This is a genomic window from Pseudomonas sp. SDO5591_S426, assembly GCF_054070755.1.
Genome location: NZ_JBSVXD010000079.1, coordinates 1 through 25,778, shown reverse-complemented (window position 1 = coordinate 25,778; position 25,778 = coordinate 1). Strand labels below are relative to the sequence as shown.

The following is a 25,778-nucleotide window of genomic DNA, read 5'->3' as shown; positions in this document are numbered from 1 at the left end:
GGTGCATATCCTGTAGGAGCTGCCGCAGGCTGCGATCTTTTAGCCCCATCACTGCCGAAACAGTTCTCCCGGGGTAAACCCGAACAACCCCTTGAACGCCGCAATAAACGCAGACGTCGAGTCATACCCGCAGGCCAGCGCGGTATTGGTCACGCTGTCCCCCTCCTCCAGCAAACTCAACGACGACAACAGCCGCATACGCTGGCGCCAGCCGCGAAAACTCAACCCGGTTTCGCGCTGGAACAAACGCATCAGGGTTTTCTCCGACGTGCCCAAACGCTCTGCCCATGCCTGCAAGGTCGCGTGTTGCTCGGGGTTTTCGATCAGCTCGTTGCACAACCCCAACAACCGTTCATGGCGGGGCAACGGCAGGGAAAATCCGACTTCCGGCAGCGTCGCCAATTGATCCAGCAACACACCCACCAGCCGCGCTTCCTGACTGTCACCTTGCGGATACTCCACCGGCAACAAACAAAAACTCTTGATCAGCTCCCGGGCCAGCGGTGTCACTTCCAGCACCCGACAACGCCCATCGGCCCATTGGCAATCCTCGCGACGCACGTACAGGCTGCGCATCTCGGCGCGCATCGATGTGACGACCTGATGATCAAGATCCGCCGGAATCCAGATCCCCCACTGCGGCGGCGCGAAGAAACTGCCTTCTGCGGTGTGCACGCCGAGAACGCCGCTGATGGCGTAGGAAAACTGCACCCAGTCATGGCGATGGGACGGCGTCCACGAACCTGCATTGAGGCTCTCCACCCGGGCGTACAGCGGGCGCGGTAGCGCGGTGATCGGCGGGATGCTGCGTTCGAGGGAGATTTGTCCATTGGTCGGCATTGACGGGCCTTGTGTTGCGGAGCTCCTGACAAGACTGACGTTAATCCATGCCCCATATCTATTCAACACCACGAACCCCCTGTGGGAGCTGGCTTGCCAGCGATAGCGGTGTGTCAGGCAACAGAGATGTCATATGCGCGGTCCCCATCGCTGGCAAGCCAGCTCCCACAGATTTCCGGTTTCAACCCATAACAATTTTCAACGCTCGATGATGGCGGTCACACCCTGCCCGCCCGCCGCACAAATCGAAATCAACCCACGCCCCTTCCCCGCCGCATCCAACAGCTTCGCCAGGTTCGCAACAATGCGCCCACCCGTAGCGGCAAACGGATGCCCCGCCGCCAGTGAACTGCCTTTGACGTTGAGTCGGCTGCGATCAATCGAGCCCAGTGGCGCATCGAGGCCGAGGCGGGTTTTACAGTACTCCGGATCTTCCCAGGCCTTCAGCGTGCAGAGCACTTGTGCGGCGAAGGCTTCGTGGATTTCGTAGTAGTCGAAATCCTGCAAGCTCAGGCCGTTGCGCGCCAGCAAGCGCGGCACGGCGTACACCGGTGCCATCAGCAAGCCTTCGGCACCGTTGACGAAATCCACCGCCGCCGCTTCGCCATCGCGCAGGTAGGCAAGAATCGGCAAGCCGCGCTCCTTGGCCCATTGCTCGCTGCCCAGCAACACCAGCGACGCGCCATCGGTCAGCGGCGTGGAGTTGCCTGCCGTCAGCGTGCCTTTGGCGCTTTTCTCGTAAGCCGGTTTGAGTGCGGCAAGCTTTTCCAACGTCGAATCGGGGCGCAGGTTGTTGTCGCGGGTGAGGCCAAGGAACGGTGTCATCAGATCGTTGTGCCAACCTTCGGCGTAGGACGCGGCGAGTTTCTGATGACTTTCCAGCGCCAGTTGATCCTGCGCTTCGCGAGGAATGCTCCAGGTCTGCGCCATCAACTCGCAATGCTGCCCCATGGACAGACCGGTGCGCGGCTCGCCGTTGCGCGGGAACTCGGGGATGAAATCCCGTGGCCGCAATTGCAGGAAGGTTTTCAGTTTGTCGCCGGTGCTCTTGGCGCGGTTGGCTTGCAGCAGGATCTTGCGCAGGCCTTCGCTGACACTGATCGGCGCATCCGATGTGGTGTCGACGCCTCCGGCAATGCCGCAGTCGATCTGACCCAGGGCGATCTTGTTCGCCACCAGCAACGCCGCTTCCAGCCCGGTGCCGCAGGCTTGCTGGATGTCGTAGGCCGGCGTCGAAGGCGACAGCCTCGAGCCGAGCACACACTCGCGGGTGAGGTTCATGTCCCGCGACAACTTGAGCACTGCCCCGGCAACCACTTCACCGATGCGCAGGCCATGCAGGTTGTAGCGTTCGATCAGACCTTCGAGCGCGGCGGTGAGCATGTCCTGGTTACTGGCGGTGGCGTACGGTCCGTTGGAACGGGCGAAAGGAATCCGGTTACCGCCGATGATCGCGACGCGGTGCAGTTGAGTCATGAAAAGCTCCTGATGAAAATCCCAATGTAAACATCGGCCCCTGTGGGAGCGAGCTTGCTCGCGATAGCAATCGTTCAGTTACATCTATGTTGACTGTGCCACCGCCATCGCGAGCAAGCTCGCTCCCACAGGGTTCGCGTACCCCAAAGTTCCTGCGACAAACTACGCTGCTGTGATCAAGCGTAGGCCTAATCTCGTGGATCGAACGACTGATCGCCATTCATGGTCCACACTTTGAACCCCAGCTTTCGGAGCGCGTTCCATGTCTGACCGCTATATCGACTTCGCCAATTCCTCCATCGGCCATCGTCTGGTCGGGGCCCTGGGCCTGCCTTCGCCGACCCGCCTGGAACGCTGGCAAGCAGGCCGGCTGCGGCCTGTAGACGGTGCGTTGCTGATCGGTGGCGGGCCGCTGGCGGAGAAAGTCAGCGCCTTCGCCAACCGCCTGACCGATGCGATCTACAGCTACGGCACCGAGCCTTCGATGGCCACCGCATGGATTCCCGGCCACGGCCCGAAACTCAAGGCTGTAGTGTTCGACGCCAGTGATCTGGTGCAAACCGATCAGCTCAAACAGTTGCGCGAATTCTTCCAGCCACTGATGAAGAACCTCGATCACTGCGCACATCTGGTGATTCTCGGGCGTGATCCACAGACCTTGAGCGACCCGTTCGCGGCCAGTGTGCAACGCGCTCTGGAAGGTTTCAGTCGCTCGCTGGCCAAAGAGCTGCGCAGCGGCGGCACCTTGCAGCTGATCCATGTCGGCGAAGGCGCTGAAGATCAACTGGAAGGGCCGCTGCGGTTTTTCCTCTCGCCGAAAAGCGCGTTCGTGTCCGGCCAGGTGATTCGCCTGAACGCCTGCGATAGGCAGGTGAGTGACTGGACGCGACCGCTGGCCGGGCGCAAGGCATTGGTCACCGGCGCGGCGCGTGGCATCGGCGCCTCCATCGCCGAAACCCTGGCCCGCGACGGCGCCGACGTCATCCTGCTCGACGTGCCACCCGCCAAAGCCGATCTCGAAGCCCTCGCCGCACGCCTCGGCGGGCGCAGCATCACCCTCGATATCTGCGCCGAAGACGCCGCCACGCAATTGATCGAACAGTTGCCCGACGGCATCGACATCGTGGTGCACAACGCCGGCATCACCCGCGACAAAACCCTGGCCAACATGACCCCGGAATTCTGGGACGCGGTGCTCGCGGTCAACCTCAATGCGCCGCAAGTGCTGACCAAGGCCTTACTCGACAACGGCACCCTGCGCGACGACGGCCGAGTGATTCTGCTGGCGTCGATCAGCGGCATCGCCGGTAATCGCGGGCAAACCAACTATGCGGCGAGCAAGGCCGGGTTGATCGGCCTGGCGCAAGCCTGGACACCGTTGCTGCAGGAACGCGGCATCAGTATCAACGCCGTGGCGCCCGGTTTTATCGAAACCCAGATGACCGCCCACATTCCGTTCGGCCTGCGCGAAGCCGGGCGGCGCATGAGTTCACTGGGCCAGGGCGGCCTGCCGCAAGACGTCGCCGAAGCGGTGGCGTGGCTGGCGCAACCGGGCACGGGCGCGTTCACCGGACAGGCCTTGCGCGTCTGCGGGCAAAGTGTTCTGGGGGCTTAAACATGATCACTGACTGGCACACGCTCAACCGCGAACCCAGCCTGCCCGGGCTTTATGCGCGAGCAGCGACGCGACGAAAAATTACCGGCACCACCCTGCCCGATTCAGGTTTGCGCTGTTGGGTCGACGTCGACCCGAAACGCCTGGCAGCCTATCGCCAAGTCTGCGGTTTCGCCGATAACAGCCTGCTGCCACCCACCTATCCGCACATCCTTGCTTTCGCCTTGCAGATGCAATTGCTCACCGCCAAAGAGTTTCCGTTTCCGCTGCTGGGGCTGATTCACCTGAGCAATCGCATTCGCGTGCTGCGGCCCATGGGCGGGGTCAATCGAGTGCGGGTCAGCGTGCAGGTGCAAAACCTGCAACCTCACGCCAAAGGGGCGACCTTCGATCTGCTGACGACCCTGGACGATCAGTTGGGGCCGTTGTGGGAAGCGCAGAGCCAGATGCTCTGTCGTGGGGTCAAGCTCGAAGGCGAGCCTGTCGAAGAGGTGCTGGTTCCGACCCTGACACTGACGCAGGTCGCGCAATGGACAGCGCCTTCCGACATCGGCCGACGCTACGCCAAAGTCTCCGGCGACTACAACCCGATTCACCTGAGCGCGGCCAGTGCAAAGTTGTTCGGCTTTCCCTCGGCCATCGCCCACGGGTTATGGAACAAGGCCCGCACACTGGCCGCGCTGGCCGACCATCTGCCGACGGCGAACTTCGAGATTGCGGTGCAATTCAGGAAACCGGTGCGCCTGCCCAGCGAAGTCGCATTGCTGGCCAGCGCGGCGGGGGCCAGTGGTGATCTGCAATTGATCGGGGCCGGGGACCTTGAGCACATGGTTGGGCATTGGCGGCCGATTGCCTGACAGATCAAAAAGATCGCAGCCTGCTCCTACAGGGGGATGCATTCCAACCGTAGGAGCTGCCGCAGGCTCGGGCCGCGTTCGGACGATCTTTTTCGGCACTCAAACATGGTCAATTGTGTATATATCACTTAAGTGTTCACCCCCTCGCCTCATCCCGCCCTGCCAGTACCTGCCATTGATTTACAAAGCATTTTCATCCGCGCCTATACCCAAGGTATTAGCACTTGGGCAGCACGCCAGCGCCTGTATATAACGGCTTAATACCAAGTTGAGAGTGGCGCTGTAGAGCCCTTGCGATTGTCATGTGGACAACGGACGAAGACATGGCCGGCGACAGAACCGGTCAGCCATCGAAGACAACGACGTTGTTACAGGTGCAAGGACTCTCACTCATGAACACACAAGTGTGGTGCAAATCGGCAACAGCATTGGCGCTCATTCTCTCCCTCGGCCTGGCCGGCTGCAGCAGCGGCGGTGGCGGCCATCACAGCAGCTCCGACAGTTCCTCGCCGGACAGCGAAACCACGGCGGGCACCGGAGGAACGGGCGGCAGCGGCGGCGGAACGGGTGGCACTGGCGGTGGCACCACCGACCCGACCACTCCCACCAACCCGACAGATCCGACAGATCCCACCACCCCGACCAACCCCGGCGCGGCACCGTTGGTGACCACCACGCTGATACAGGATGTCGGCACCACCGTGGGTGGCGTCGGCGAGGGTGTCGGGCAGATCGGCGACTCGCTGGGCTCAGTGCCGGTGGTCGGTGGCGTGGTGCAAAGCGTGGCCAACACAACCGGCAACGTGGTCAGCACACTCGGCGACGGCGTCGCCAATGGCCTGGGCAAACTGGGTACCGATCCGAACGGCCTCGGCGTCACGGCGTCGGCGGTGGGCGGCGTGGTGCAGGATGTCGGCAACGGCGTGTCCGATGTCAGCGGCAAACTCGCTACCGCCACCAACAGTGTTCCTGTCGTCGGCGGTGTAGTGACCCGAGTCGCACCCGTGCTTGATGGCGTCGGCGAGAAAGTCACCATGCTCGGCGACACCCTGAGCACCGCCACCACGACCGGTCCGCTGGGCTCGGTGACCAAAGAAGTCGGCAACAAACTGGTGCCGGTAATCGCCATGGTCGAGAGCACCACCGACAAGATCGGTGACGCGACCGGTCTGGGTGATCCGCTCAAAGGCATCGTCAAGAAGGTCGGCGACAGCGTCGATGGCGTGGGCGATAAGGTCACCGATGCCGGCAATGGCAATGCGTTGACCAACACCCTGGGTGGCGCACTGAGCAACACCGGCACTGCGGTCGGCAAGACGGGCGGCCTGGTGTCCAACGGCAGCGGATCGGGCGGCAGCGGCTTGCTCGAAACGGTGGGTGGCGCCGTGGTGAATGTTGGTGCCGGACTGAATATCGGCAACACCAATGGCGTGGTCAGTGCAGCCGGAGTGAATGGAGTTGCCGGCGGCAATCTGATCGCGACGGTGGGTGGCGCACTGGGCGGCAGCGGCATCGCCAACACCGGCCCGACCGCGCCGCTGGCCACACTCGGTACGAATGTTGGGACCGCGATCAACCCGGTCACAACCGCCGTTTCCGGGCTCACCCAAAACATCGGCGGCGCCACCGGGATCGGCGCCCCCGTCGCCAGCCTCACCGGCCAGGCCGGCGCTGCGGTCGCCAACCTCGGCGGCGCGATTGCCGGCAGCAACGCCAACCCGGTGGTCACCGCGCTGGGCAATACAGTCACCACCGTGGGCGGGACCGTCACTGCCGCCGGCGGACTGGTCAATGGCGGCACTGGCACAACCGGTGGTCTCGGTGGCGTACTGGGCGGACTGACCGGCGCACTGGGCGGCAACCGCCGCTGATTTGCACCTGGCCGCATCGACGGCCATACCTACAGCGCCTACGCTTGGTTGGAGGCGGAAGATCCTGCTCAGTCTTCCGCCTTTTCTTTGGATCATGGAGATCCAAACGCAAACAAGGAGTGTCCCATGCGCGTTATGGCTTGCTTGCTGCTATTGCCCCTCAGCTCCCCCCTCCTCGCCGACACCTTGCCCAGTTTTCTCAACAGCAATGAAACCATCCGCAACCTGCCCGTGCCGAACCTGCCCGCCGACGCTTATCGTCCGACGGCCGCGCCACTGCAAGTCCCGGAACCCGGCGCGACCCAGGCCCAACCGCTGATGATGGGCACCAAAGTCACCCTGAAAACCGTGCAGATCGAAGGCGGGACAATCTACCCGCTGAACGAACTGGCCGCCGCCTATCAACCGCTGTTGGGCCACGAAAGCAGCCTGGCCGATCTGATCGAGGCGACCCGCAACATCACGCGTCGCTATCAGCAGGATGGCTACCTGCTGTCCTACGCCTTCCTGCCACAACAGACGTTCGAAAACGGCGTGGCGCGCGTGGTGCTGGTGGAGGGTTACATCAAGGATTATCAACTGCAGGGCGACGTCGGACGGGTCAAAGGTTTGCTGGATAAACTGGTGGCCAAGCTCCAGGCCGAACGACCGCTGACCCGCAAAACGTTCGAACGCTACACCACACTGATGAGCCGCATCCCTGGCGTGACCTTGCAGGCGCAAGTGCCGCCACCGGGCACCACCGACGGCGCAACCCAACTGATCGCCCAGGCCAGCCGCAAACCGTTCACCAGCACGATGAGCACCACCGAAGACAACCGCAATGGCCTCCAGGCATTGCTCGGCGTGAGCAGCAATTCCCAGACGGAGATGGGCGAACAACTGAGCCTCAGCGGCCTGTTTCCACCGGGCGATGATGACGAACATTACTACCGACTGGACTACAACCAGTTCCTCAATACCGAAGGCACGCAACTGGCGCTATCCGGCTCGCGCTACCGCGCCGACCCGGGCACGAACGTGCAACTGGACAACGGCCTCGAACTCAAACCCCATCGGGAAAACGATCGCTATTCGATCGGCTTCAGCCATCCAGTGATAGCCTCGCCCAACGAACCGCTCAGCGCCGGTGCGCGTCTGTATGCGGTCAATGACAAGACCCGCTACAAGGTGGTCGGCTTCCCGCTCAGCGTCGAAGAACGCACCGACATCCGCGCCCTGGCGTTCGAAAGCGACTGGCGCAAAGCCGACGCGCAACGCCTGCGTATCCTCAGCGGCGGCTTGTATCAGGGCATCGACGGCATGGGCGCAAAAACCAACAACACCGTCCTCGACCTGGACTTCTTCCGGCTGCGCTTGTCGGGTGTGCAAAGCGACAAGTTTTTCGACAACTGGCAAGGCGTACTGTCCGCCGCGCTGTACTGGAGCGACGACACCTTGCCCGACAGCGAGCGCGCGGTGTTCGGCGGACAAAACTTCGGGCGCGGCTACCCCGACGACCAGGCGTCCGGCGACAAGGGTTGGGGCGTGGCCTACGAGGTCAACTACAGCTTCAATCGCAAGGGGAATTGGGTGCGGGTTCTGCAACCGTATGTGGTGCTGGACCGGGCCAAGACCTGGTTCAACGATTTGCCCGTCAAGGCCAATGACATGTCATCGGCGGCGGTGGGTTTGCGGTTTGGCGATGCCCGGTACTACAACATTGCGCTGGAAGTGGCCAAGGCGATGTCGGAGGAAGCGCTGGATACTTTCAATCGGCGGCCGCGGTATAGCGTTAGTTTTAGTTATCAGTTGTAGGAGATGGGTTGGCTGAGAGGGCGCCATCGCCAGCAGGCTGGCTCCCACAGGGGACGGGTACATCTGGCAGAGACTGGTCGGCTGTCAGGCCGCCATCGCTGGCAAGCCAGCTCCCACAGTAGAGCAAAGCGGCGTACACCCAAGCTCTTCACCACTCCACAGGCCGAGCGTTAGCTCGCCTGCCGCTTTTGATCTACCCGCCCCATCGGCAGGCTGAGTGGAGGCGTTCATCCGGGGGTGGGCGCGTAGCGCCGTGCGGCGAAGCCGCACACATCGAGAGGAGGTCGTCGCGAAGCAGACCGGAGGCGATGCCCCCGGATGAATGCCGGAGCGAAGGAACACCGAGCTCTAGCGAGGTGCCGTACGTAAGGGGCGAGCGTTTTTTTGCTTACTTTTTTGAGGCGTTTGTCAAAAAAGTGAGTCGCCGTAAGGGCGAAACCATAAGTGGCCGTTACCGAAGAAACGGATATGTACCAAAATCAATCAAGACGCAGATCACCCCTTGACCAAATAAACCTGCGGCTTCGGAAACAAATTGTCCAAAGTCTCCAACAACCTCACGTGATAAATCGGCTTGCGAAACAAATCCAGAACCTGCAACCGCAACATGTCACTCACATCGTCCATATCCGCATGCCCGGACATCACAATCACCGGCAAATGCTGGCGCGACGTATGCTCGCGCAAGCGCTTGATCAACGACATGCCACTCTCCTCCGGCATGCGCAGATCAGTGATGACCAGCGCAATATCCGGATGACGCGTCAAATGCTGCAACGCCACCTTGACCGAAGTTGCAGTAAAACAATTGAAGCCCTCCCCCTCCAGCAACTCCGCCAACTCAAGCAAAGCATCCTCTTCATCATCGACCAGAAGAAGTTGTTGGCGCGAACATACTGGAGAGTTCATAAGCGACACCGTCAATGAAGTAAGCGCTGACATAAGAACCCGTTTTTGGCATTAACAAATGACTGACGCTTGGATTACGGAGTAACCGCAGGGGTCAAAGCAGTTTTAATCGTTCCAAAGAGAGTCGTAATTGTTGTGCCCATGCCGCCACTAAGCCCGGCAATCACCACCGCCACCATCGCCGCCACAATCGCATATTCGATACCCGAAGCACCCTCGCTATCCTTGAGCAGCCCCTTGTAAAACACGACTTCCGATTTGACCTTCTTAACCAGCTTCGAAAAAGACATGACCTATCTCCTGGAGCACCGGGTGTTGCATAAGCGCAACATGATTCCCCTGTGCCAGCACCAGCATTGTCGGCATTCCGCTGCCCAACAACTGTAAATACGCATTAACACGAAAGTATTAGTCGTTTCGTTGACGTCAAAAAAACATGACATTTCATCGTAATCTTTTACTTTCGTTGAATTTTTACTCTCCGGTAATGGCGTTTTGCTCTAGCTGCGCTACGGTCAAATAGCGAAATAGTTTTATGTTCATAGCTGCCTGATTGTGAAGTTTTCTCGTTGGATAGACGAGGTCGTTAGCAGCAGGAAAGGGAGAGCCGTCATGAACAGCCGCGTCATCTTGAGTCTTGCCGGATTGTCTCTGGTGGGCGCTGTCATTGCCGGTTACTGGGGTTTCACACTAAGCCGTCAACCGGCCGCTGCCACCGTTACGCAACCCGCGATTATCACACCGGGAACTACCGCTCAGGCACCTGTGCAGCAGGAAGAAGACACCCGCCAACCGGTGGTGGTACTGCAACGTGACATCGCTCCGTTCGTGCAAATCACCTCCGCCGACGTCGCCCTGGAAAAACTGCGCACCGTTCCCGCCGGCAGCCTGACCCACCTCGATCAAGCTATTGGCCGCACACCGTGGCGCACCCTCCGCGCCGGTACTTGGCTCAGCGACGAAAGCTTCGAAGCCGGCAGCACGCTGGCGCGGATGATTCGCCCCGATGAACGCGCCCTCGCCGTCGCCGTGGATGAAGTGATCAACGCCGGCGGCCAACTGACGCCGGGGGACTATGTCGATGTGCTGTTGTTTTTGCGCGGGGATACCAACAACCTTCAGCCCTCGGCGCAACTGGTGGTCCCGGCCCTGCGTGTGCTGGGCGTGGGCGAGCAAATGGGTTTGACCAACGACGGCCAGCCCGCCAGCCCGGCCCGCAGCAACGATGACAAACTCAGACAGGAACAACAACGTGCCGGCGCCCGCACCGTGCTGCTGGCCGTGCCCGAACAACTGCTCAGCCGCTTGATGCTCGCGGCGCAGGCCGGGGTGTTGCGCCTGGCCGTGCGCAGCGCCGATGAAAAACGCCTGGCCCGTTACTGGGCCGGCCAAGGCGATTCGCCGTCGAACATCGCCAACGCCAATCGCGAGTTGATCCAGTTCAACCAATTGGCCATGTCACCGCCACCCAAACCTGTCGTCGCCAGTGGTGCCGCCACGCCACGCAGGTCGGGCGTGGAAGTCATCCGCGGCAATGAAATCACTCAACAGACCCCCTGAAATCGAGCAAGGACGCCTTTTAATGCGCAGACGTATTACGCCGTTGTTCAACGGCTTGATCTGGGCCACCTTGCTGAGCGGCTTGCCGCTGGCGTCGGCAATCGCAGCAACCGGCAGTTGCGCCACGCTCGGCCCATTGCCGGCCGCACTGGAAGTTGGCGAAGGTCAGCAACAGGAACTGCAATCGCCCGTGGCGATTACCCGCATCGCCGTCGGTGACCCGAAAATCGCCGACGTGCGCGTCAACGGCAATCAGGCATTCCTGCTCACCGGTGTCGCCCCCGGCACGACCAGCCTGATGGTCTGGACCGCCTGCGCCAGCGCGCCGCGCCAAAGCATGGTGTTCGTCCAGGGTCGCGCGACGACGGCCATGACCACCGCGCGACAACTACCGTCCGCTGATCCCTTGCTGCCATCGCAGGTGCAGACCGACATCCGCTTCGTCGAAGTCAGCCGCACCAAACTGAAAGAGGCCAGCACCTCGATCTACGGCAAAAACTCGAACTTCCTGTTCGGCTCCCCCGGCACCGTCCCCGGCACAGCAGTGACGCCTCGGGTGTTCCCGCTGCGCAACCTCGATCCGCGCATTGCCGTGCCGAGCATTCCGCTGGCCAACGACATGTTCAACATCGTCGCCGGTGGCGGTAACTTCCTCGCCATCATCAATGCCATGGAAGGCAGTGGCTTTGCCTACACCCTGGCGCGGCCGAGCCTGGTGGCGATCAGCGGACAGAGCGCAAGCTTCCTGGCGGGCGGGGAAATTCCGATCCCGATTCCCAGCGCCAACAGCAACAGCTACTCCATCGAATACAAGGAATTCGGCATCCGCCTGACGCTCACGCCGACGGTGGTCAGCAATAACCAGATCGCCCTCAAGGTTGCCCCCGAGGTCAGCGAACTGGACTACAACAATGCCGTGACCATCGGCGGCACCACGGTGCCGGCCTTCACCATCCGCCGCACCGACACCAGCATTTCCCTGGCCGATGGCGAGAGCTTCGTCATCAGCGGTTTGATCAGCACGCAAAACACGTCGCAGGTGAACAAGTTTCCGGGGCTGGGTGACATCCCGATCCTCGGCGCGTTCTTTCGCAGTTCCTCGATCAATCGCGAAGAACGGGAATTGCTGATGATCGTCACGCCGCACCTGGTGCAGCCGTTGGCCGTCAACGCACCGCTGCCGTCGCTGCCCGGTGAAAAACTGCGCAATTACGACCCGAACTGGTATCGCCTGTACTTCCTCGAAAACGGCGACTTCGATAAACGCAGCGGGCTATCGCAATGAGCCAGAACCTGAGTCAGACCTTTCTTGCGATCACGCGCAACAGCACCGATCTGGAGTGGCTGCAAGGCGCCCTCGCCCCGCTGGGCCAAGTGGTCAGCGCCGGTGGCGGCAGCCTCGACGAACTGCTGGCGCTGGTGGACGTGACCTTCGCCAGCCTGGTATTTGTCGGCCTTGATCGGGAACACGTGGTCGCCCAATGCGCGTTGATCGAAGGTGCACTGGAAGCCAAGCCGATGCTGGCCATCGTCGCGTTGGGCGACGGCATGGACAACCAACTCGTGCTCAATGCCATGCGCGCCGGTGCGCGGGATTTCGTCGCCTATGGCTCGCGCTCCAGTGAAGTCGCCGGCCTGGTGCGTCGCTTGGGCAAACGCCTGCCGCCCGTGGCGTCGAACACTCAGCTTGGCGGCCTGACCGTGCTGTACGGGGTGCAGAGCAATGCCGATGGCGCATTGCTCGCCAACCATATGGCGCAAGTAGTACAGAAGAGCGGCCAGCAAACCCTGTTGCTCGACCTCGGACTGCCACGCGGCGACAGCCTGGCCTTGCTGGGACTTGAGAGTTCGTTTCATTTTGGCGATGCCTTGCGCCACGTGCGCCGCCTCGACGCGACGCTGATCGACAGCGCCTTCACCCGTTGCGAAGTAGGGCTGCGCATCCTCGCCTACGCCAGCAACGACGAGCCGCTGGAACACACCAGCGCTGCCGAGCTGTACATGCTGCTCAGCGCCTTGCGCCAACACTTCCAGCACATCGTGGTGAACCTCACCGGCCAACCGGACAGCGAAGCCTTGCGCACCTTCGTCAGCCACTGCGACAAGCTGCTGTGGTACACCGACCAGAACGTGATCGACTGCCGGCGCAATCTCGCGGTGCTAAACCTGTGGCGCGAAAAAGGTATGAAGCTCGATCACGCCAAGCTGTTGATCGATCGCTACCTGCGCAGCGTCGCACCGGACTCCGATGCCCTGGGAAAAAGCTTCGGCATGGAAATCATCGCCACCCTCGCCTACAGCCCGGAGGTGCGCCTGAACGCCAAGAATCAGGGCGTGACCCTGTTCGAACTGGCGCCCCGGGAAGTCCTCACCCAAAGCCTGCGCGCCCTCGGTGAACGCCTGGCCAAACGCTCCGAAAGCCTGGCCAAACCCAAGTCCTGGTTCAGTCGCTTGCGAGGTGTGCAATGAGTGCAGAAAAACTGTTCGGCGCCAGCCCGCGCGCGGTGACCGGCAACACCGATCACGATGGCCTGAAACTGGTGCTGCACCGCTACATCATCGATGCCATCGAAGAATCCGGCAAAAACCTGCTGGAAGGTTCGCGGCAAGTGCTGTCGCAGTTCGTCATCGACAAAGTCGCCGAGTACATCGCGCGTTTGCACCTGGCGATTTCCCGTTACGAGATGGAGCGACTGGCCGAAGAAATCGTCGACGAGCTCACCGGTTTCGGCCCGCTGGAAGTGCTGCTGCGCGACTCGTCGGTGACCGAGATTCTGGTCAACGGCCCGCACCGGGTGTTCATCGAGCGCGACGGCGTATTGCATCAGAGCGATTTGCGTTTCATCGATGCGCACCACGTCGAGCGTGTCATCCAGCGCATTCTGGCGCCGCTGGGTCGGCGGCTTGATGAATCTTCGCCGATGGTCGATGCGCGCCTGCCGGACGGCAGCCGGGTCAACGCGATCATTCCGCCGATTGCCCTCGACGGCCCGTGCCTGTCGATTCGAAAATTCCGCCAGGACATGCTCAACAGCACCGACCTGATGGCCATGCAAACCATCGATCAGGCGATCTACGAATTCCTCCAAGAAGCCGTGGGCAAGCGCTGCAACATCCTCATCAGCGGCGGCACCGGCACCGGCAAGACCACGCTGCTGAACATTCTCAGCCAGCTGATCAACCCCCACGAACGCTTGGTGACCATTGAAGACGTTGCCGAACTGCAACTCGGCCACCCGCATGTGGTGCGCCTGGAAACCCGTCCACCGAATGCCGAAGGCCATGGTGAAGTGAAGGCCAGCGACCTGATTCGCAACGCCCTGCGGATGCGTCCGGACCGGATCATTCTCGGCGAGATCCGCGGCGTGGAAGTGGTCGATGTACTCACCGCGATGAACACCGGCCACGACGGTTCCATGAGCACCGTGCACGCCAACAACGCCCAGGATGCCTTGCTGCGCCTGGAAACCCTGGTCGGCCTGACGGGGCGCAGCATCGCCGAACGGACACTGCGGCAAATGATCTGCGCAGCGCTGGACGTGGTGATCCAGTTGACGCGCATGCCCGATGGTCGCCGTTGCGTCAGCGAAGTGGTCGAGGTGATCGGCATCCGTGAAGACGTGTACGTCACCAATACCCTGTTCCGCCTCGACCGACGCACAGGTTTCGGCTTCATGCGCGAAGCGGCAAACCCCGCCGGCGACAAACTGCGTCGCGAGGCGACGCTCTCCCCCAACGCGTACTGAAGGGCACGGCATGCTCAAACCGTTGCTGCTCACTCTCGTTTGCCTGGCACTGCTCGGTCTGTCGGTGCGCCTGCTCGTTCGCGGGTTGCGCCAACCCGGCACCGAGCGCGCACTGGAACGCCTGACTCAAGGGCAACCGGAACGCGTGGTGCAGAAAACCTCGTGGGTAGCACTGGAGCGCGCCTTTTTGCGCGCGGGTCTGGGTCGACCCACGGAGCGTCTGGGGTTATGGCTGACACTTTGGGGGTTGGTCGCCTTACTCGGATTGGTCGCGGGCGGCTGGCTAGGGTTGCTCGTGCTGTTGCTGCTGCCGCCGGTGGTTTTGCGGCTGTATGTGCAGTGGCGATACCAGCGCCGGCTCAAGCGCATGATCGAACAATTGCCGCCGCTGCTCGATCACACCGTGCGCAGCCTGAAGTCCGGGCGCACCCTGGCCGATGCCGTGCTCGGTGCGATCGACGCCGCCGAAAATCCACTCAAGCACGCGCTGGGCCGGGTGCAGCGCAACGTGCAGTTGGGCGTAAGTCTGCCGGATGCCGCCTCGGACTTCGCCGAGCTGTACGACAAAGATGAACTGCGCCTGTTCGCCCTCGGCCTGAAGGTCAACCACCGCTACGGCGGCAACGCCAGCGAGCTGCTGGAAAACCTGATCAAGATGATCCGCGAACGTGAACAAGCCGCTCGCCAACTGAGCGCCATGACCGGCGAAACACGGGTCACGGCGGTGGTCCTGGCGCTGCTGCCGATCACCGTCGCCGCCTACTTTCTGATCTCCAATCCGAACTACCTGATGGGCATGTGGAACGACGGCTCCGGGCAAATGATGCTAGTGAGCGCGATCGGCTTGCAGGTGTTCGGATGTCTGGCGCTGTGGCGCATGTTGCGCAGCCTATGAACCTGTCCATGTTGCTGAGCTCGCTGCTGTTCATAACGGCCTCGTTGCTGCTGTTGAGTGTCGTGCTGGAGCTGCGCCGACGTGCCCGTCAGGTGGTGCAGCGCCTGGACGGTAAAGCACCGAGCGACAATCGTTTCAGCCAGTGGCTGCATGCGCTGGGCGCCAGTCGCGTGGGTCAGCAGTCAGTCAAACTCGACAACGAAACCCAAACGCTGCTCAACGCCCTCGGCTGGCGCACAGCACGCAAGCGCGCCATGTTCGCGGCGTTCCAGGTTGGCGCACCGGTGCTGGCGCTGATCTTGTGCCTGCTGATCCAGGGTCTGTTTTTCCCCAACGTGGTCAATCAGTGGATCGCCCCGGCATTTGCTCTCGGCATCGGTTATCTGTTGCCCAAACGTCTGTTGGCCGCCGCCGCGCACCATCGGCAGAAAAAACTGGCGATCGAAATTTCCACCTTCATTCCGCTGCTGCGCATCCTGTTTGAATCAGGCATGGCGGTGGAGCAATCGCTGCGCGTATTGAGCAACGACGGCAAACAACTGCTGCCGATCCTGACCCATGAACTGCGCCTGGTGCTGGCCCGGGTCGACTCCGGCCTGGAACTGGGCGAAGAACTGCACAAAGCCACTCGCCTGCTGGCGGTGGACGAATTCACCGACACCTGCGTGATCCTGCAACAGCTGATTCATCAGGGCGGCGGTGCGATGAAATCCCTGCTGGCGCTCAAGCTGTTGCTCGATGACCGGCGCCTGACGCGTCTGCAGGAATACATCTCCAAGATGTCCGCAAAAATGTCCGTCGTGATGATGCTGTTTCTCTTCCCGGCGTTGTTGATCGTACTGGCCGGCCCGGGCTTCACCGCCCTGGCCCGGGCCTTTGCTTCCTAGAGGGAACCTGATGAAAGCACTGATTGCCGGTTTGAGTCTGCTGATGCTGGGCGGTTGCGCGAGCAACGGCCAGACACCCTGGAGCGCCCTGACCGACTCCGCCAGTTGCGGCAAATTGAGTTCCGAACAACAGCTGTCGCTGAACCTCGCCGATGACATGGCCAAGGACGGCAAACTCCACGCCAGCCTGGCCAACCTGCAAAGCCTGCCGGACAACCTCGCCGACGTACGCCTGCGCAAGGCCAAGGTCTATCGACTGCTGGGTCGCAGCGAAGCCGAGCCGTTGTACCGAAGTTTGCTCGGCAGCTGCATGGCCGCCGAAGCCGAACACGGTCTGGGCCAACTTGCCGCCGCCTCGGGCGATCACGGCCAGGCACAAGCCCACCTGCAACGGGCCGCACGACTGGCGCCCACCGATGAAAAAATCCGCAACGACCTGGGCGTGGTGTACCTCAATCAATTGCGGGTCGAAGACGCGAAATTCGAATTCCTCACTGCCATCGAACTCAAGCAAAGCGATCAACTGGCGGCGGTGAATCTGGTGACTTTACTGATCTACCAGGACGACTGGAACCGCGCCGCCGAACTGGTCAGCCGCCTCGGCCTGAGCCCGGCCCAAGTCACCGAAGCCCAGGCCCGCGCCGAGAAACTCAAGGCCCCGGCCAAACCCGGCGCCACCATTGCCGCCCAAGTCGCCGCCGTCACCAACCCGGCGCTTCAGTAGGGAGAACCCACATGAAACCGACCACCCTCTGCTGCCTCGGCCTGCTGGCCCTGCCCTTCACCAGCCACGCCATCGACGCCGGCCCGGCCTCACCGCAACAGCAGGAAACCGAAGGCTGGCTGCAACTGCAATCGCGCAATACTTTCGCCTCCGACAAGCCCCAAACCGCCAGCGCCACCGAACGCGAACTGGCGATGCAGCGCTGGCTGAAGAGTTTTCAGCATGAGATACCGGCGTTTTTTGATCAGTATGAAGGGGGGAAAGTGAATAGTGGGGCGGGGGAATAAATGGAGCGTTGCACCTGACAAACCGTGGCGAGGGAGCTTGCTCCCGTTCGACTGCGTAGCAGTCGCGATCAAAGGTCCCGGTTTGCCAAATGCACCGCAAACTGCGGTTTTTGGGTCGCTGCGCAACCCAGCGGGAGCAAGCTCCCTCGCCACAGGGAAGCAGTGATCAATCCTGCGGATCGAGATTATCCAGCGCCCGATTCACGGCCAGCTCACCGAGCATGATGATCTGCGCAATACCCAGCAATGCATTGCGATGCGGACTGTCCAGAAACCCCGCGAGGTCACTGGCCATGATGCTGGCCGACGCCAACGATTCGCACGCGTGGGCCAACAGGGTTTCGGTGTTGATGTCAGGAACGATGACGAACATCGAGCTGGGCTGGCGCGGGGATGCCGAGTCTTTGTCGGGATTGAGATGGTAATCCAGCGCACGATCGGCGGCTTCGTGGAGCTTTTTTGAGTGGGTAGATTCGTAGGGGGAAGCGGGGTCGGTTTCGGGGGGATTTGGGGTTGGTTTGATCATGGTGAAGCTCCAAATGAGAAATGGAGCTGCCACTGAATCGCCGCGACAGCGATAAAAGGCGGCAGCTGTACGCGGGGTCGCGGACCGAGCCATTTGGAAACTCGGCATACCCGAAGGTATCCCGCGCACAGCCACCATCACACCAAACGACAAGTACCGAAGCACTCCGGTTGGGCCGGTGGATTATGCACCAAATGGACTTAACAGGCCGCGACAGCCCGATCACTGATTTTGTCAGCGACAGACAGAGGCTAGAGATCGCGCGTCCGACGGACAACCTGAAAAACATGTGGGAAGGTTCCGGTGTTTTTATTCACCGTTAAACATCGTCGACTGTTCCGCCGCCATCGCCAGCAGGCTGGCTCCCACAGTTGGATTGGGTGCAGTTGCAAGAAATTGGTCGGCTGTCAGGCCGCCATCGCTGGCAAGCCAGCTCCCACAGGGTTGGTGGGTGTACCCAGGATTTGCGAGCAACCGAATTATTGTGGGAGCGGGCTTGCCCGCGATGAGCGCGGTGGATTCAACATCAATGTCGCCTGACACTCCGTCATCGCGAGCAGGCTCACTCCTACAGTTGGATTGGGTGCATTCGCAAGAAATTGGTCGGCTGACAGGCCGCCATCGCGGGCAAGCCTTGCTCCTACAGAGAAGCAAAAGCAAAAGCAGATCAGCACACACCACCGAGTTGCCTCTCACCACTCAACAGGCCGAGCGTTAGCTCGCCTGCCGCTTTTGATCTTGATCCACCCGCCCCATCGGCAGGCTGAGTGGAGGCGTTCATCCGGGGGTGGGCGCGTAGCGCCGTGCGGCGAAGCCGCACACATCGAGAGGAGGTCGTCGCGAAGCAGACCGGAGGCGATGCCCCCGGATGAATGCCGGAGCGAAGGAACCCCGAGCCTTAGCGAGGGGCCGTACGTAAGGGGCCAGCCTTTTGGTTCCTTTTTGGCGTTTGAAAAAGGGACTCGCCGTAAGGGCGAAACCATAAGCCGCCGTTACCGCAGAAATGGATATGTACACCGGGAGGCCGCCATCGCCAGCAGGCTGGCTCCCACAGTTTTGATCGGCTTACAGCCAGGAAAACTCAGTGCGCCGTAACCCTCTGCCGCATCCCCGAACTACTAGGCGACAACGCCAACGCCAACTGCGTCCGATTATGCATATGCGTCAGCCGCAACACCTGCGACACATACAACTTCACGGTGTTCTCGGTAATCCCCAACTCACAGGCAATCTGATAATTGGTCTGCCCCTTGCCCACCAACCGCGCCACATCCAGCTGCCGCGGCGACAGCTGATTGAAAATCGCTGGCATCTCAATCCGGTCGGTATCGCTGACATCACCGTCATCCGCCGAAGCCGACGAATACGGCGTACGCCGAACCTTGTCCAGGTCCTGGTACAAATCATCGATCGACTCGGACAGGTATTGCAGCTTCTGATTCAAATGCCCCAACTGCAGCGTCTTTTGCCGCTCATGCAAAGCCACCTCCTGACGCTGCAAACCTTCAAGCAACTCATGCAGGTCAATCGGCTTCTGGTAGTAATCGGCAATCCCGGCACGCAGGGCCTTGATCACATCCTGCTTGTCCGCCTGCCCGGTCAACATGATCGCTTCAAACGCGCGATGCTTGCCGGACAACCGCTGAAGCTCCTGAACCAGTTGAATCCCGTCCAGGCCAGGCATGTGCAAATCGCAGAGCACCAGACCGATGTCGGTGTCGTCATTGAATCGTTCGATGGCTTGATGGCCGGACTCGCAAGGCACACAACGGTAACCGTTGCTCTCAAGAAATTCGCAGAGTTCTTCAACGACCGTGGGCTGGTCATCGACCACAAGGATTTTTACTGCCGAGGTACGCTTGTTCACGTGCAACTCCCTGCAAGGTCAAAGGCTGACCGTTCCTGTATCCACCGCTTTAGGCTGTACAACTCTTGTATGAAAGTAGTCGCTCTTGGCCACTCTGTACAAAACGAACGACTAGCGGAGCCAGGCCAACGTCAGTAAAAAACCCACCAGCAAGAACGGTGCAAAGGGTTGTTTTTTTGACATTCCCGGCTCCAGATAACGGACATGACTTCTAAACCCTTGACCGATAAGCAGCCAGACTCTTGGCGCCAGCAGCCACCAAAACACGCTGGCCAATCCGGCGCCGATAAACACGCCCAGCACATGCCGACCGTCGGTCGCGAGGCCCAGCGCGGTCATCAGTTTCACATCGCCCGCACCCAGCCTTCGCATCGCATAACCGGGCAAGGTGAAGGCCAGCGCCAGCAGCGCCGCCCAGCCGCCTTGTTCGGCGGGTGCGCCCAGCCAGGTGGAGCCGTTCCACAGCAACCAGGCCAGGGCCAATGCCCCGCCGCCCAACGTCAGGGCATTGGCAATGTGGCGCTCCCGGGCATCCTGTGCGGCGCACAGCGCCAGCCAGATCAGTAGGACAAAGCTTTGCATTCGGTAAAAAACATCCCTTTTGGCTGAATGATTCTATGCTGACATTACGCAGTGATGGTCAGGGTAGACGCACTCATGAAAACCAACCTCCCCCGCAAGCAAAAAGGCGCCGCCGCGATTGAATTTGCGTTGGTGTTCGTCATTTTTTTCGGCGTGTTCTATGCCATCGTCACGTACAGCCTGCCGCTGTTGTTGATGCAATCCTTCAACCAGTCCACCGCCGAAGCCGTGCGACGCAGCGTGGCGCTGGACCCGAACACACCCGGCTACGAAGCCGCGCTGAAAACCGTGGTCAAGGATGAGTTGAAACGGCAGCTGGCGTGGATTCCCTCCGGGCTGAAATTCAATGTCGACACCGACACCAGCACCACGCTTACGGCCGGTGTGTTGAAGGTCAGCATCAACTATCCCACCAACAAATTGAGCGCGGTGATTCCATTTCTGCACCTGCCGGGCATCGGCCAAGTACCGAATTTACCCGCCACGCTCACCGCCAGTTCGAGCCTGCAATTTTGAGTGCCGGGGACAAACTCTTCGGGCGTCTGCTCAACCGTCATCCATCACCGCCTGCGGAATCCCTGAAGCCGCTGAGCGTGCTGAGTGTCGGTTTGCAGATGCATCTGAATGCCGAAGGCCAGGTGCTGCATTTGACGGGGCCGTTGCGGCATCTGCTGGCGCAACAGGTACCCACCGCGCAGGCGCCGCATCTGCTCGACTTCCTGTTGCCCCATTGCAGTCTCGTGGTCGAGGGTTCACCGGCTGATTGGCAAGGGCAGCAACTGGACCTGGACTTTTACGGCCTCAGCGGCCAGCCCCTTCATCTGCGCGGCTGGGTCCAGCCGTTGGCCGATGCCTGGTTGTTGCAGCTGCTGGACATCGGCGACCTGCTGCTCGAACGCCGGCAATCGCGCCTGCGCGATCAATGTCAGTTGCTGGCGGCGCAGATCGGCGAGCATTTGCGCGTATGCAGCCTGACGCGTTTACCCGAGGTGCTGAGCGAACAACTGCAAAGCCTCGCCCAGCGTTTCCAGATCCCGTGCATCGCCTTGGCATTGCTCGACGAGCAGGAACAGGGTTGGCAGATTCACCAGCACTACGCCGGTTTCGACGCGCCGCAGCTTTGGCAAAACGGGCAGCGCCTGGGCACCGGCCTCGACAGCCTCAACGGCTCCGCGCCCCAGCACCTCAATCTGATGGAGCACCCGCGCCTGCAAGGCACCTTCGGCAATACCGAGGGTTTCGTCGTGCCCTATCACGATGCCCAAGGGGTGGCGGCCTGGTTGTTGTGTGGTTGCTGGTCGGTGCAACAACGAGCGCCCGACGTCGGGATGATCGACTGGCTGCAATTCGCTGCCGCGCTCGCCGCGCCCGTGCTGGAACGCTTGCGCGAACACCGCCATCACCTGCAACTGGAACGCCTCGAGTCGCTGCAAGCCTTGCTCGGCACAGGCTGGTGGGAAGTGTTCAGCGACAGCGCCGAGGTGCTATTGGCGCCCTCACTGGCCAGCACGCTGAACCTCGGGAGCCTGCGTTTGCCACTGCAGGACTGGCTTGATCAAGTGCACCCAGCCGACCGCGAAGAGCTGCGCAGTCGCCTGCAAACCTTGCAGGATGAAAGCACGCCGCTATTGCTGTGCGTGCGCCTGCGTCCCCTCGATAACGCCTCGACACCTGCCTGGTATCGCTTGCAAGGCCAGGCCTTGGGCGTCGGCAGAAACCGGCGTCTGGTCGGTTTCATGCTCGACATCAGCGACATCAAGAACCAGGAACAAAACGCCGCCGCGGCTCATGCGCGGCTGGACAATCTGATCGCCCGTTCGCCCGCGGTCATTTACGTGCAGCGCTACGTCGAAGGCGCATTGCAACCGACCTTCTTCAGCGACAGCCTGGGGCCGTTGCTCGGCTGGACCCTCGCCGAATGCACCGGCGCCGCGTTGGTCGAACGGGTTCACCCCGAGGACCGCGACCGCTATTTCGAACGCACTCGCCAACTGCTGCGCGAAGGTTCGGTGAGCAGCCGCTATCGGCTGCGCGACTGTCGTGGCGATTACCACTGGTTGCTCGATGAAGCCAAGCTGCTGCGCGATGACCTTGGCCTGCCGGTGGAAGCCGTTGGCCTGTGGCTGGACGTCACCGAAGCGACCCTGGCGACCGAGCGGGTCAAGCAGAGCGAGGAGCGTTACCGGATTCTGGTGGAAGACTCGCCAGCGATGATCTGCCGCTATCGCCCGGACCTTACCCTGACCTTCGGCAACAAGCCGCTGGCGACATATCTGGAGTGCGCGCCGGAACAATTGCCGGGGGTGAATCTGGGCAACTGGATGTCCCAGGAACAGCGCGAGGCATTCACCCAGCGCCTGAGTCAGTTGAGCCCCGAGTTTCCGGTGAGTACCGCCGAGATCAACCTGCAACTGCCCGGCCGCGAACATGCGTGGTGGGTCTGGTCGGATCGCGGTGTGTTCGACCCGCAGGGCCAGTTGCTGGAAATTCAAGCCGTGGGCCGCGACAACACCGAAGTGCGGCGCTCGCAGCAGCAACTCACGCAAAGCGCGAAAATGGCCACCCTCGGCGAAATGGCCACAGGCCTGGCCCATGAAATCAACCAGCCGCTGAACGTGATGCGCATGGCCATCGTCAATGTCCTCAAGCGCCTGAGCAACGGCGATGCGCAGATTGATTACCTGACCGACAAACTCAACCGCATCGATGCGCAGGTGCAGCGCGCCGCGCGCGTGGTCGATCATATGCGCGTGTTCGGCCGTCGCTCGGAAATCGAAGAGCACCCGTTCAACCCGGCCCAGGCCATCGAAGGCACGCTGTCGCTGCTGGCCGAAGGCATGCGCGGCAAAGGCGTGGATTTGCGCATCAGTGAGACAGGGTTTGAGGTATTGGTGCGCGGCCATGTCGATCAGCTTGAACAAGTGCTGATCAATCTGATGGTCAACGCCCGGGACGCATTACTCGGCAAGCGTGAAGGCAGTCCAGACTTCAAACCGTGGATCGCCGTGTACGCCGAGCGCCATGAGCAGTCGGTGCGGCTGTGGGTCGAGGACAACGGCGGCGGTATTGATCACCGTTTGCTGGAGCGGATTTTCGAGCCGTTTTTCACCACCAAACCGGTGGGCGTCGGCACGGGCCTGGGGTTGTCGGTGAGTTACGGCATTGTCGAGAACATGGGCGGCAAACTCAGCGTCAGGAACTCGACCGAGGGCGCGCGGTTCTGCATTGAATTACCGGTTGTGCCGGCGGATCAGATCACCAGATAGGCTTTGCCTTTCTCGCCGCAGGTCAGGTTGAAACCGACGTCGACTTTGTTGATGTCGATGCCGAGGTTGGTCAGCAGACTGTCCAGGATCGGGTCGACCAGCGGTGCGATCAGGCCGCTGATGGCGGTGATCAACAGCGAAACGACGTCGGACAGCGTCGACAGCAAAGTACTGAGCAGCGATCCCAACAGGCTGCCGATGGCAGGCGTGTGCTTGATCAGCGTAAATCCGCCGAGCGTCCCTTTCAGGCTGCCCACCACTCCGGTCATCGTGACCGGGTGCGTCGGGATCGGCGAAACGTTGATTTCATGGGGGTTGGCAAAGGTGTAATTGGGTTCGGTTTTACCGGCAACCGGGCTGTCGATCATGATTTCGGTACCGCCGCCGCCGAAGGGTGTTCGCGGACCGCAGGTCATATTGAGAATATTGCTGCAGGTTTTCGAGCCGATATCGACAAGAGGCAATGGCGACAAGCTTGGAGACGGTGAGGACGAAAGCCAGATCGCATCATCGATCAGACCAACTTTGACTTTCACGGCCGAAATATTGGTGGTGGCGGTGAGGCTCTTGTTGGTCGGACCAGCGCAGGAAAAGTCGGTCACGTAACTGCTGCCCGTGCCAGCCTCGATACCGACATCGATGTTCAGTCCACTTGGCAGCACTCTGAAGTCAGTTTGAGTGCAGCTTCCGAGCAAGCAATCCAGCCTCAGCACCGGATTGAGCAAATCCATCAGAAGGTCTAGCGTTCCATTGACCGTCTGGATCACCGCATTGATCAACGACAAATCAACCGCCACCAATATGCGAATCTGCGCCGTACTCACATAAATCCTGTTAACCCCCAGCGGCGCGACCTTCGCCAGCGCCGGGTCGCCCACCGCCGAAAACTGCGGCGGCTGAATGACTTTTATGCGGGTCGTCACGCCTGCCAATCCCAACAAATTCACCGGCAACACGGCGTTCACCGCGCTGTTCTTGTTCGCCAGTTGGACAAACCCCTGGATCAGTTGGAACAGCTGCACCGTGGCGTCCAGCCCTTGCGCTTGCGCACCGGTTTGCAATTGCAGCAGATCACCGAGCTTGATCGGCGAAGCGGCGGAGGCCGACAGTTGCAGGTTGGCCAACGCGGTTTTGACTTCCACCGTGGCGCCGCTCTGCCCCGCCACCGTAGCCGCAGCCTTGATGAACTTGGTGACACTGCCTTGCGTGTTCAACAGCGCGGTGTAGTTGCCGGCCGTAACGCCCAATTCGATGGCGAGTTGATCCATGAATTTCAGCAGGTTGATATCGGTCTTGACCAAGCCGTCCCAACCGCCGACGGTGAGGTTGACGTTGCCCCCCAGCAGCGTCGAGAACAGTGGGTTCAACAGGTTTGATCTGGCGCTATCGACTCCCAACAAAGTGCTGCGAATACTCAATTGCGCCAGCGTCTGCTTGGGCTCGGCGGCGACAGCGGTGGCACTGAGCCGGGTCGTGAGGCTGACCGGTCCGCCGGACAACAACGCACCGATGCCCGCCGCCACGCTGGTCGTGACGGGACGGCTGACGGTGACTTGCACGGCAGCGGTTTTTGTCGCATCGGCAGCGAACGCCCGAAGGTTACCCGCGCCGGTCTGCAAAGTGCCGCAATTGACCACCAGCGTGTTGTCCGCGTTGACGGTAAACCCGTTGCGCGTCGCACTTTGCGTGGCGTAGGTGGTTGCACTCTGGCCGGACTTGCAATTGCCATCGCGGGTAACGGCCTCGAGTGCCGCGGTATCCGCCACCCGTTGCAGCTTGCGTTGCTCCAGATAAAGCCTGCCGGAATCGATCACCAGCAGCGTGAATCCCAACGCCAGCGCCAAGGTGCCGGCCGCCATCAAACCGATCGCCCCCCGTTGCCGGGCCGGGCCGCGAAACTGCATGCGAGGCGACATCGCGCACTCCTTTGCCGGCGCACTGCCGAGCGCTACCTCCATTGGTTAGAGCAGTGTAGACAAGGATGGCGAGACTGCTGGCAACTCGCCATTTCTGCCACCTAAAAACAACTGTAGGAGTGAGCCTGCTTGCGATAGCGGCGTGCCAGTCGACGCA

Annotated in this window: 22 protein-coding genes; 14 read left to right on the top strand and 8 right to left on the bottom strand. The window is 61.1% G+C overall.

Annotated elements, in window-relative coordinates; all coding sequences use genetic code 11:
- Positions 1-48: 48 nt before the first annotated feature.
- Complete coding sequence (locus tag ACW9JC_RS16720) at positions 49-840, bottom strand: AraC family transcriptional regulator (protein WP_416129469.1); 792 nt, start codon at positions 838-840, stop codon at positions 49-51.
- A gap of 198 nt (positions 841-1,038) precedes the next feature.
- On the bottom strand, positions 1,039-2,316 hold the full coding sequence (locus tag ACW9JC_RS16715) for an acetyl-CoA C-acetyltransferase (protein WP_457456190.1): 1,278 nt from the start codon (positions 2,314-2,316) through the stop codon (positions 1,039-1,041).
- Between the two features lie 262 nt (positions 2,317-2,578).
- Here ACW9JC_RS16715 and ACW9JC_RS16710 point away from each other — a divergent pair, with 262 nt between their 5' ends.
- The 4 genes from ACW9JC_RS16710 to ACW9JC_RS16695 all read left to right on the top strand — a co-directional run bounded on the left by ACW9JC_RS16710 (position 2,579) and on the right by ACW9JC_RS16695 (position 8,456).
- On the top strand, positions 2,579-3,931 hold the full coding sequence (locus ACW9JC_RS16710) for a 3-oxoacyl-ACP reductase (protein ID WP_457456188.1): 1,353 nt from the start codon (positions 2,579-2,581) through the stop codon (positions 3,929-3,931).
- A 2-nt stretch (positions 3,932-3,933) separates the two neighbouring features.
- Positions 3,934-4,788: a MaoC family dehydratase gene (locus tag ACW9JC_RS16705; RefSeq protein WP_457456186.1), complete on the top strand. Its 855-nt coding sequence runs from the start codon at positions 3,934-3,936 to the stop codon at positions 4,786-4,788.
- 392 nt (positions 4,789-5,180) lie between these two features.
- The gene (locus tag ACW9JC_RS16700) at positions 5,181-6,659 is read left to right on the top strand and encodes a collagen-like triple helix repeat-containing protein (protein WP_457456184.1); all 1,479 of its coding nucleotides are present in this window, start codon (positions 5,181-5,183) and stop codon (positions 6,657-6,659) included.
- A gap of 126 nt (positions 6,660-6,785) precedes the next feature.
- Positions 6,786-8,456: a ShlB/FhaC/HecB family hemolysin secretion/activation protein gene (locus ACW9JC_RS16695; protein ID WP_457456182.1), complete on the top strand. Its 1,671-nt coding sequence runs from the start codon at positions 6,786-6,788 to the stop codon at positions 8,454-8,456.
- Between the two features lie 495 nt (positions 8,457-8,951).
- Here ACW9JC_RS16695 and ACW9JC_RS16690 read toward each other — a convergent pair whose 3' ends face one another.
- A complete protein-coding gene (locus ACW9JC_RS16690) occupies positions 8,952-9,365 on the bottom strand; it encodes a response regulator (RefSeq protein WP_457456180.1) in 414 nt (137 codons plus the stop codon).
- A gap of 74 nt (positions 9,366-9,439) precedes the next feature.
- On the bottom strand, positions 9,440-9,655 hold the full coding sequence (locus ACW9JC_RS16685; RefSeq protein WP_457456178.1) for a Flp family type IVb pilin: 216 nt from the start codon (positions 9,653-9,655) through the stop codon (positions 9,440-9,442).
- A gap of 322 nt (positions 9,656-9,977) precedes the next feature.
- Here ACW9JC_RS16685 and cpaB point away from each other — a divergent pair, with 322 nt between their 5' ends.
- The 8 genes from cpaB to ACW9JC_RS16645 are packed head-to-tail and all read left to right on the top strand — an operon-like array spanning position 9,978 to position 17,464.
- Positions 9,978-10,925, top strand: a complete 948-nt coding sequence (gene cpaB, locus ACW9JC_RS16680; RefSeq protein WP_457456176.1) for a Flp pilus assembly protein CpaB — start codon at positions 9,978-9,980, stop codon at positions 10,923-10,925.
- 22 nt (positions 10,926-10,947) lie between these two features.
- Positions 10,948-12,210, top strand: coding sequence for a type II and III secretion system protein family protein (locus tag ACW9JC_RS16675; RefSeq protein ID WP_457456174.1), 1,263 nt, complete (start codon positions 10,948-10,950; stop codon positions 12,208-12,210).
- Complete coding sequence (locus ACW9JC_RS16670) at positions 12,207-13,394, top strand: AAA family ATPase (protein ID WP_338584537.1); 1,188 nt, start codon at positions 12,207-12,209, stop codon at positions 13,392-13,394. The genes ACW9JC_RS16675 and ACW9JC_RS16670 overlap by 4 nt, the downstream gene beginning before the upstream one ends.
- The gene (locus tag ACW9JC_RS16665) at positions 13,391-14,671 is read left to right on the top strand and encodes a CpaF family protein (protein WP_338584536.1); all 1,281 of its coding nucleotides are present in this window, start codon (positions 13,391-13,393) and stop codon (positions 14,669-14,671) included. Before ACW9JC_RS16670 ends, ACW9JC_RS16665 begins: the two co-directional genes overlap by 4 nt.
- A 10-nt stretch (positions 14,672-14,681) precedes the next feature.
- On the top strand, positions 14,682-15,566 hold the full coding sequence (locus ACW9JC_RS16660) for a type II secretion system F family protein (RefSeq protein WP_457456171.1): 885 nt from the start codon (positions 14,682-14,684) through the stop codon (positions 15,564-15,566).
- Positions 15,567-15,574: 8 nt separating this feature from the next.
- Positions 15,575-16,453: a type II secretion system F family protein gene (locus ACW9JC_RS16655; protein ID WP_457456169.1), complete on the top strand. Its 879-nt coding sequence runs from the start codon at positions 15,575-15,577 to the stop codon at positions 16,451-16,453.
- 10 nt (positions 16,454-16,463) lie between these two features.
- A complete protein-coding gene (locus tag ACW9JC_RS16650; protein WP_457456167.1) occupies positions 16,464-17,177 on the top strand; it encodes a tetratricopeptide repeat protein in 714 nt (237 codons plus the stop codon).
- 11 nt (positions 17,178-17,188) lie between these two features.
- Entirely contained in the window at positions 17,189-17,464 is a 276-nt protein-coding gene (locus ACW9JC_RS16645) for a DUF3613 domain-containing protein (protein ID WP_457456165.1), read from the top strand.
- 166 nt (positions 17,465-17,630) lie between these two features.
- Here ACW9JC_RS16645 and ACW9JC_RS16640 read toward each other — a convergent pair whose 3' ends face one another.
- The 3 genes from ACW9JC_RS16640 to ACW9JC_RS16630 all read right to left on the bottom strand — a co-directional run bounded on the left by ACW9JC_RS16640 (position 17,631) and on the right by ACW9JC_RS16630 (position 20,439).
- Positions 17,631-17,990: a DUF6124 family protein gene (locus tag ACW9JC_RS16640; protein WP_457456163.1), complete on the bottom strand. Its 360-nt coding sequence runs from the start codon at positions 17,988-17,990 to the stop codon at positions 17,631-17,633.
- Between the two features lie 1,081 nt (positions 17,991-19,071).
- Positions 19,072-19,857, bottom strand: coding sequence for a response regulator (locus ACW9JC_RS16635; protein WP_457456161.1), 786 nt, complete (start codon positions 19,855-19,857; stop codon positions 19,072-19,074).
- 111 nt (positions 19,858-19,968) lie between these two features.
- A complete protein-coding gene (locus ACW9JC_RS16630; protein WP_457456159.1) occupies positions 19,969-20,439 on the bottom strand; it encodes a prepilin peptidase in 471 nt (156 codons plus the stop codon).
- 75 nt (positions 20,440-20,514) lie between these two features.
- Here ACW9JC_RS16630 and ACW9JC_RS16625 point away from each other — a divergent pair, with 75 nt between their 5' ends.
- Both ACW9JC_RS16625 and ACW9JC_RS16620 read left to right on the top strand, forming a co-directional pair.
- A complete protein-coding gene (locus ACW9JC_RS16625; RefSeq protein WP_338584527.1) occupies positions 20,515-20,955 on the top strand; it encodes a TadE/TadG family type IV pilus assembly protein in 441 nt (146 codons plus the stop codon).
- Positions 20,952-23,705 carry an ATP-binding protein gene (locus ACW9JC_RS16620; protein WP_457456157.1) on the top strand — a complete coding sequence of 918 codons (2,754 nt, stop codon included), beginning with the start codon at positions 20,952-20,954 and terminating at the stop codon, positions 23,703-23,705. Before ACW9JC_RS16625 ends, ACW9JC_RS16620 begins: the two co-directional genes overlap by 4 nt.
- Here ACW9JC_RS16620 and ACW9JC_RS16615 read toward each other — a convergent pair.
- Positions 23,690-25,621 (bottom strand): pilus assembly protein TadG-related protein, encoded by a 1,932-nt coding sequence (locus tag ACW9JC_RS16615; RefSeq protein WP_457456155.1) that lies wholly within the window; start codon positions 25,619-25,621, stop codon positions 23,690-23,692. The genes ACW9JC_RS16620 and ACW9JC_RS16615 overlap by 16 nt on opposite strands.
- Positions 25,622-25,778 lie beyond the last annotated feature (157 nt).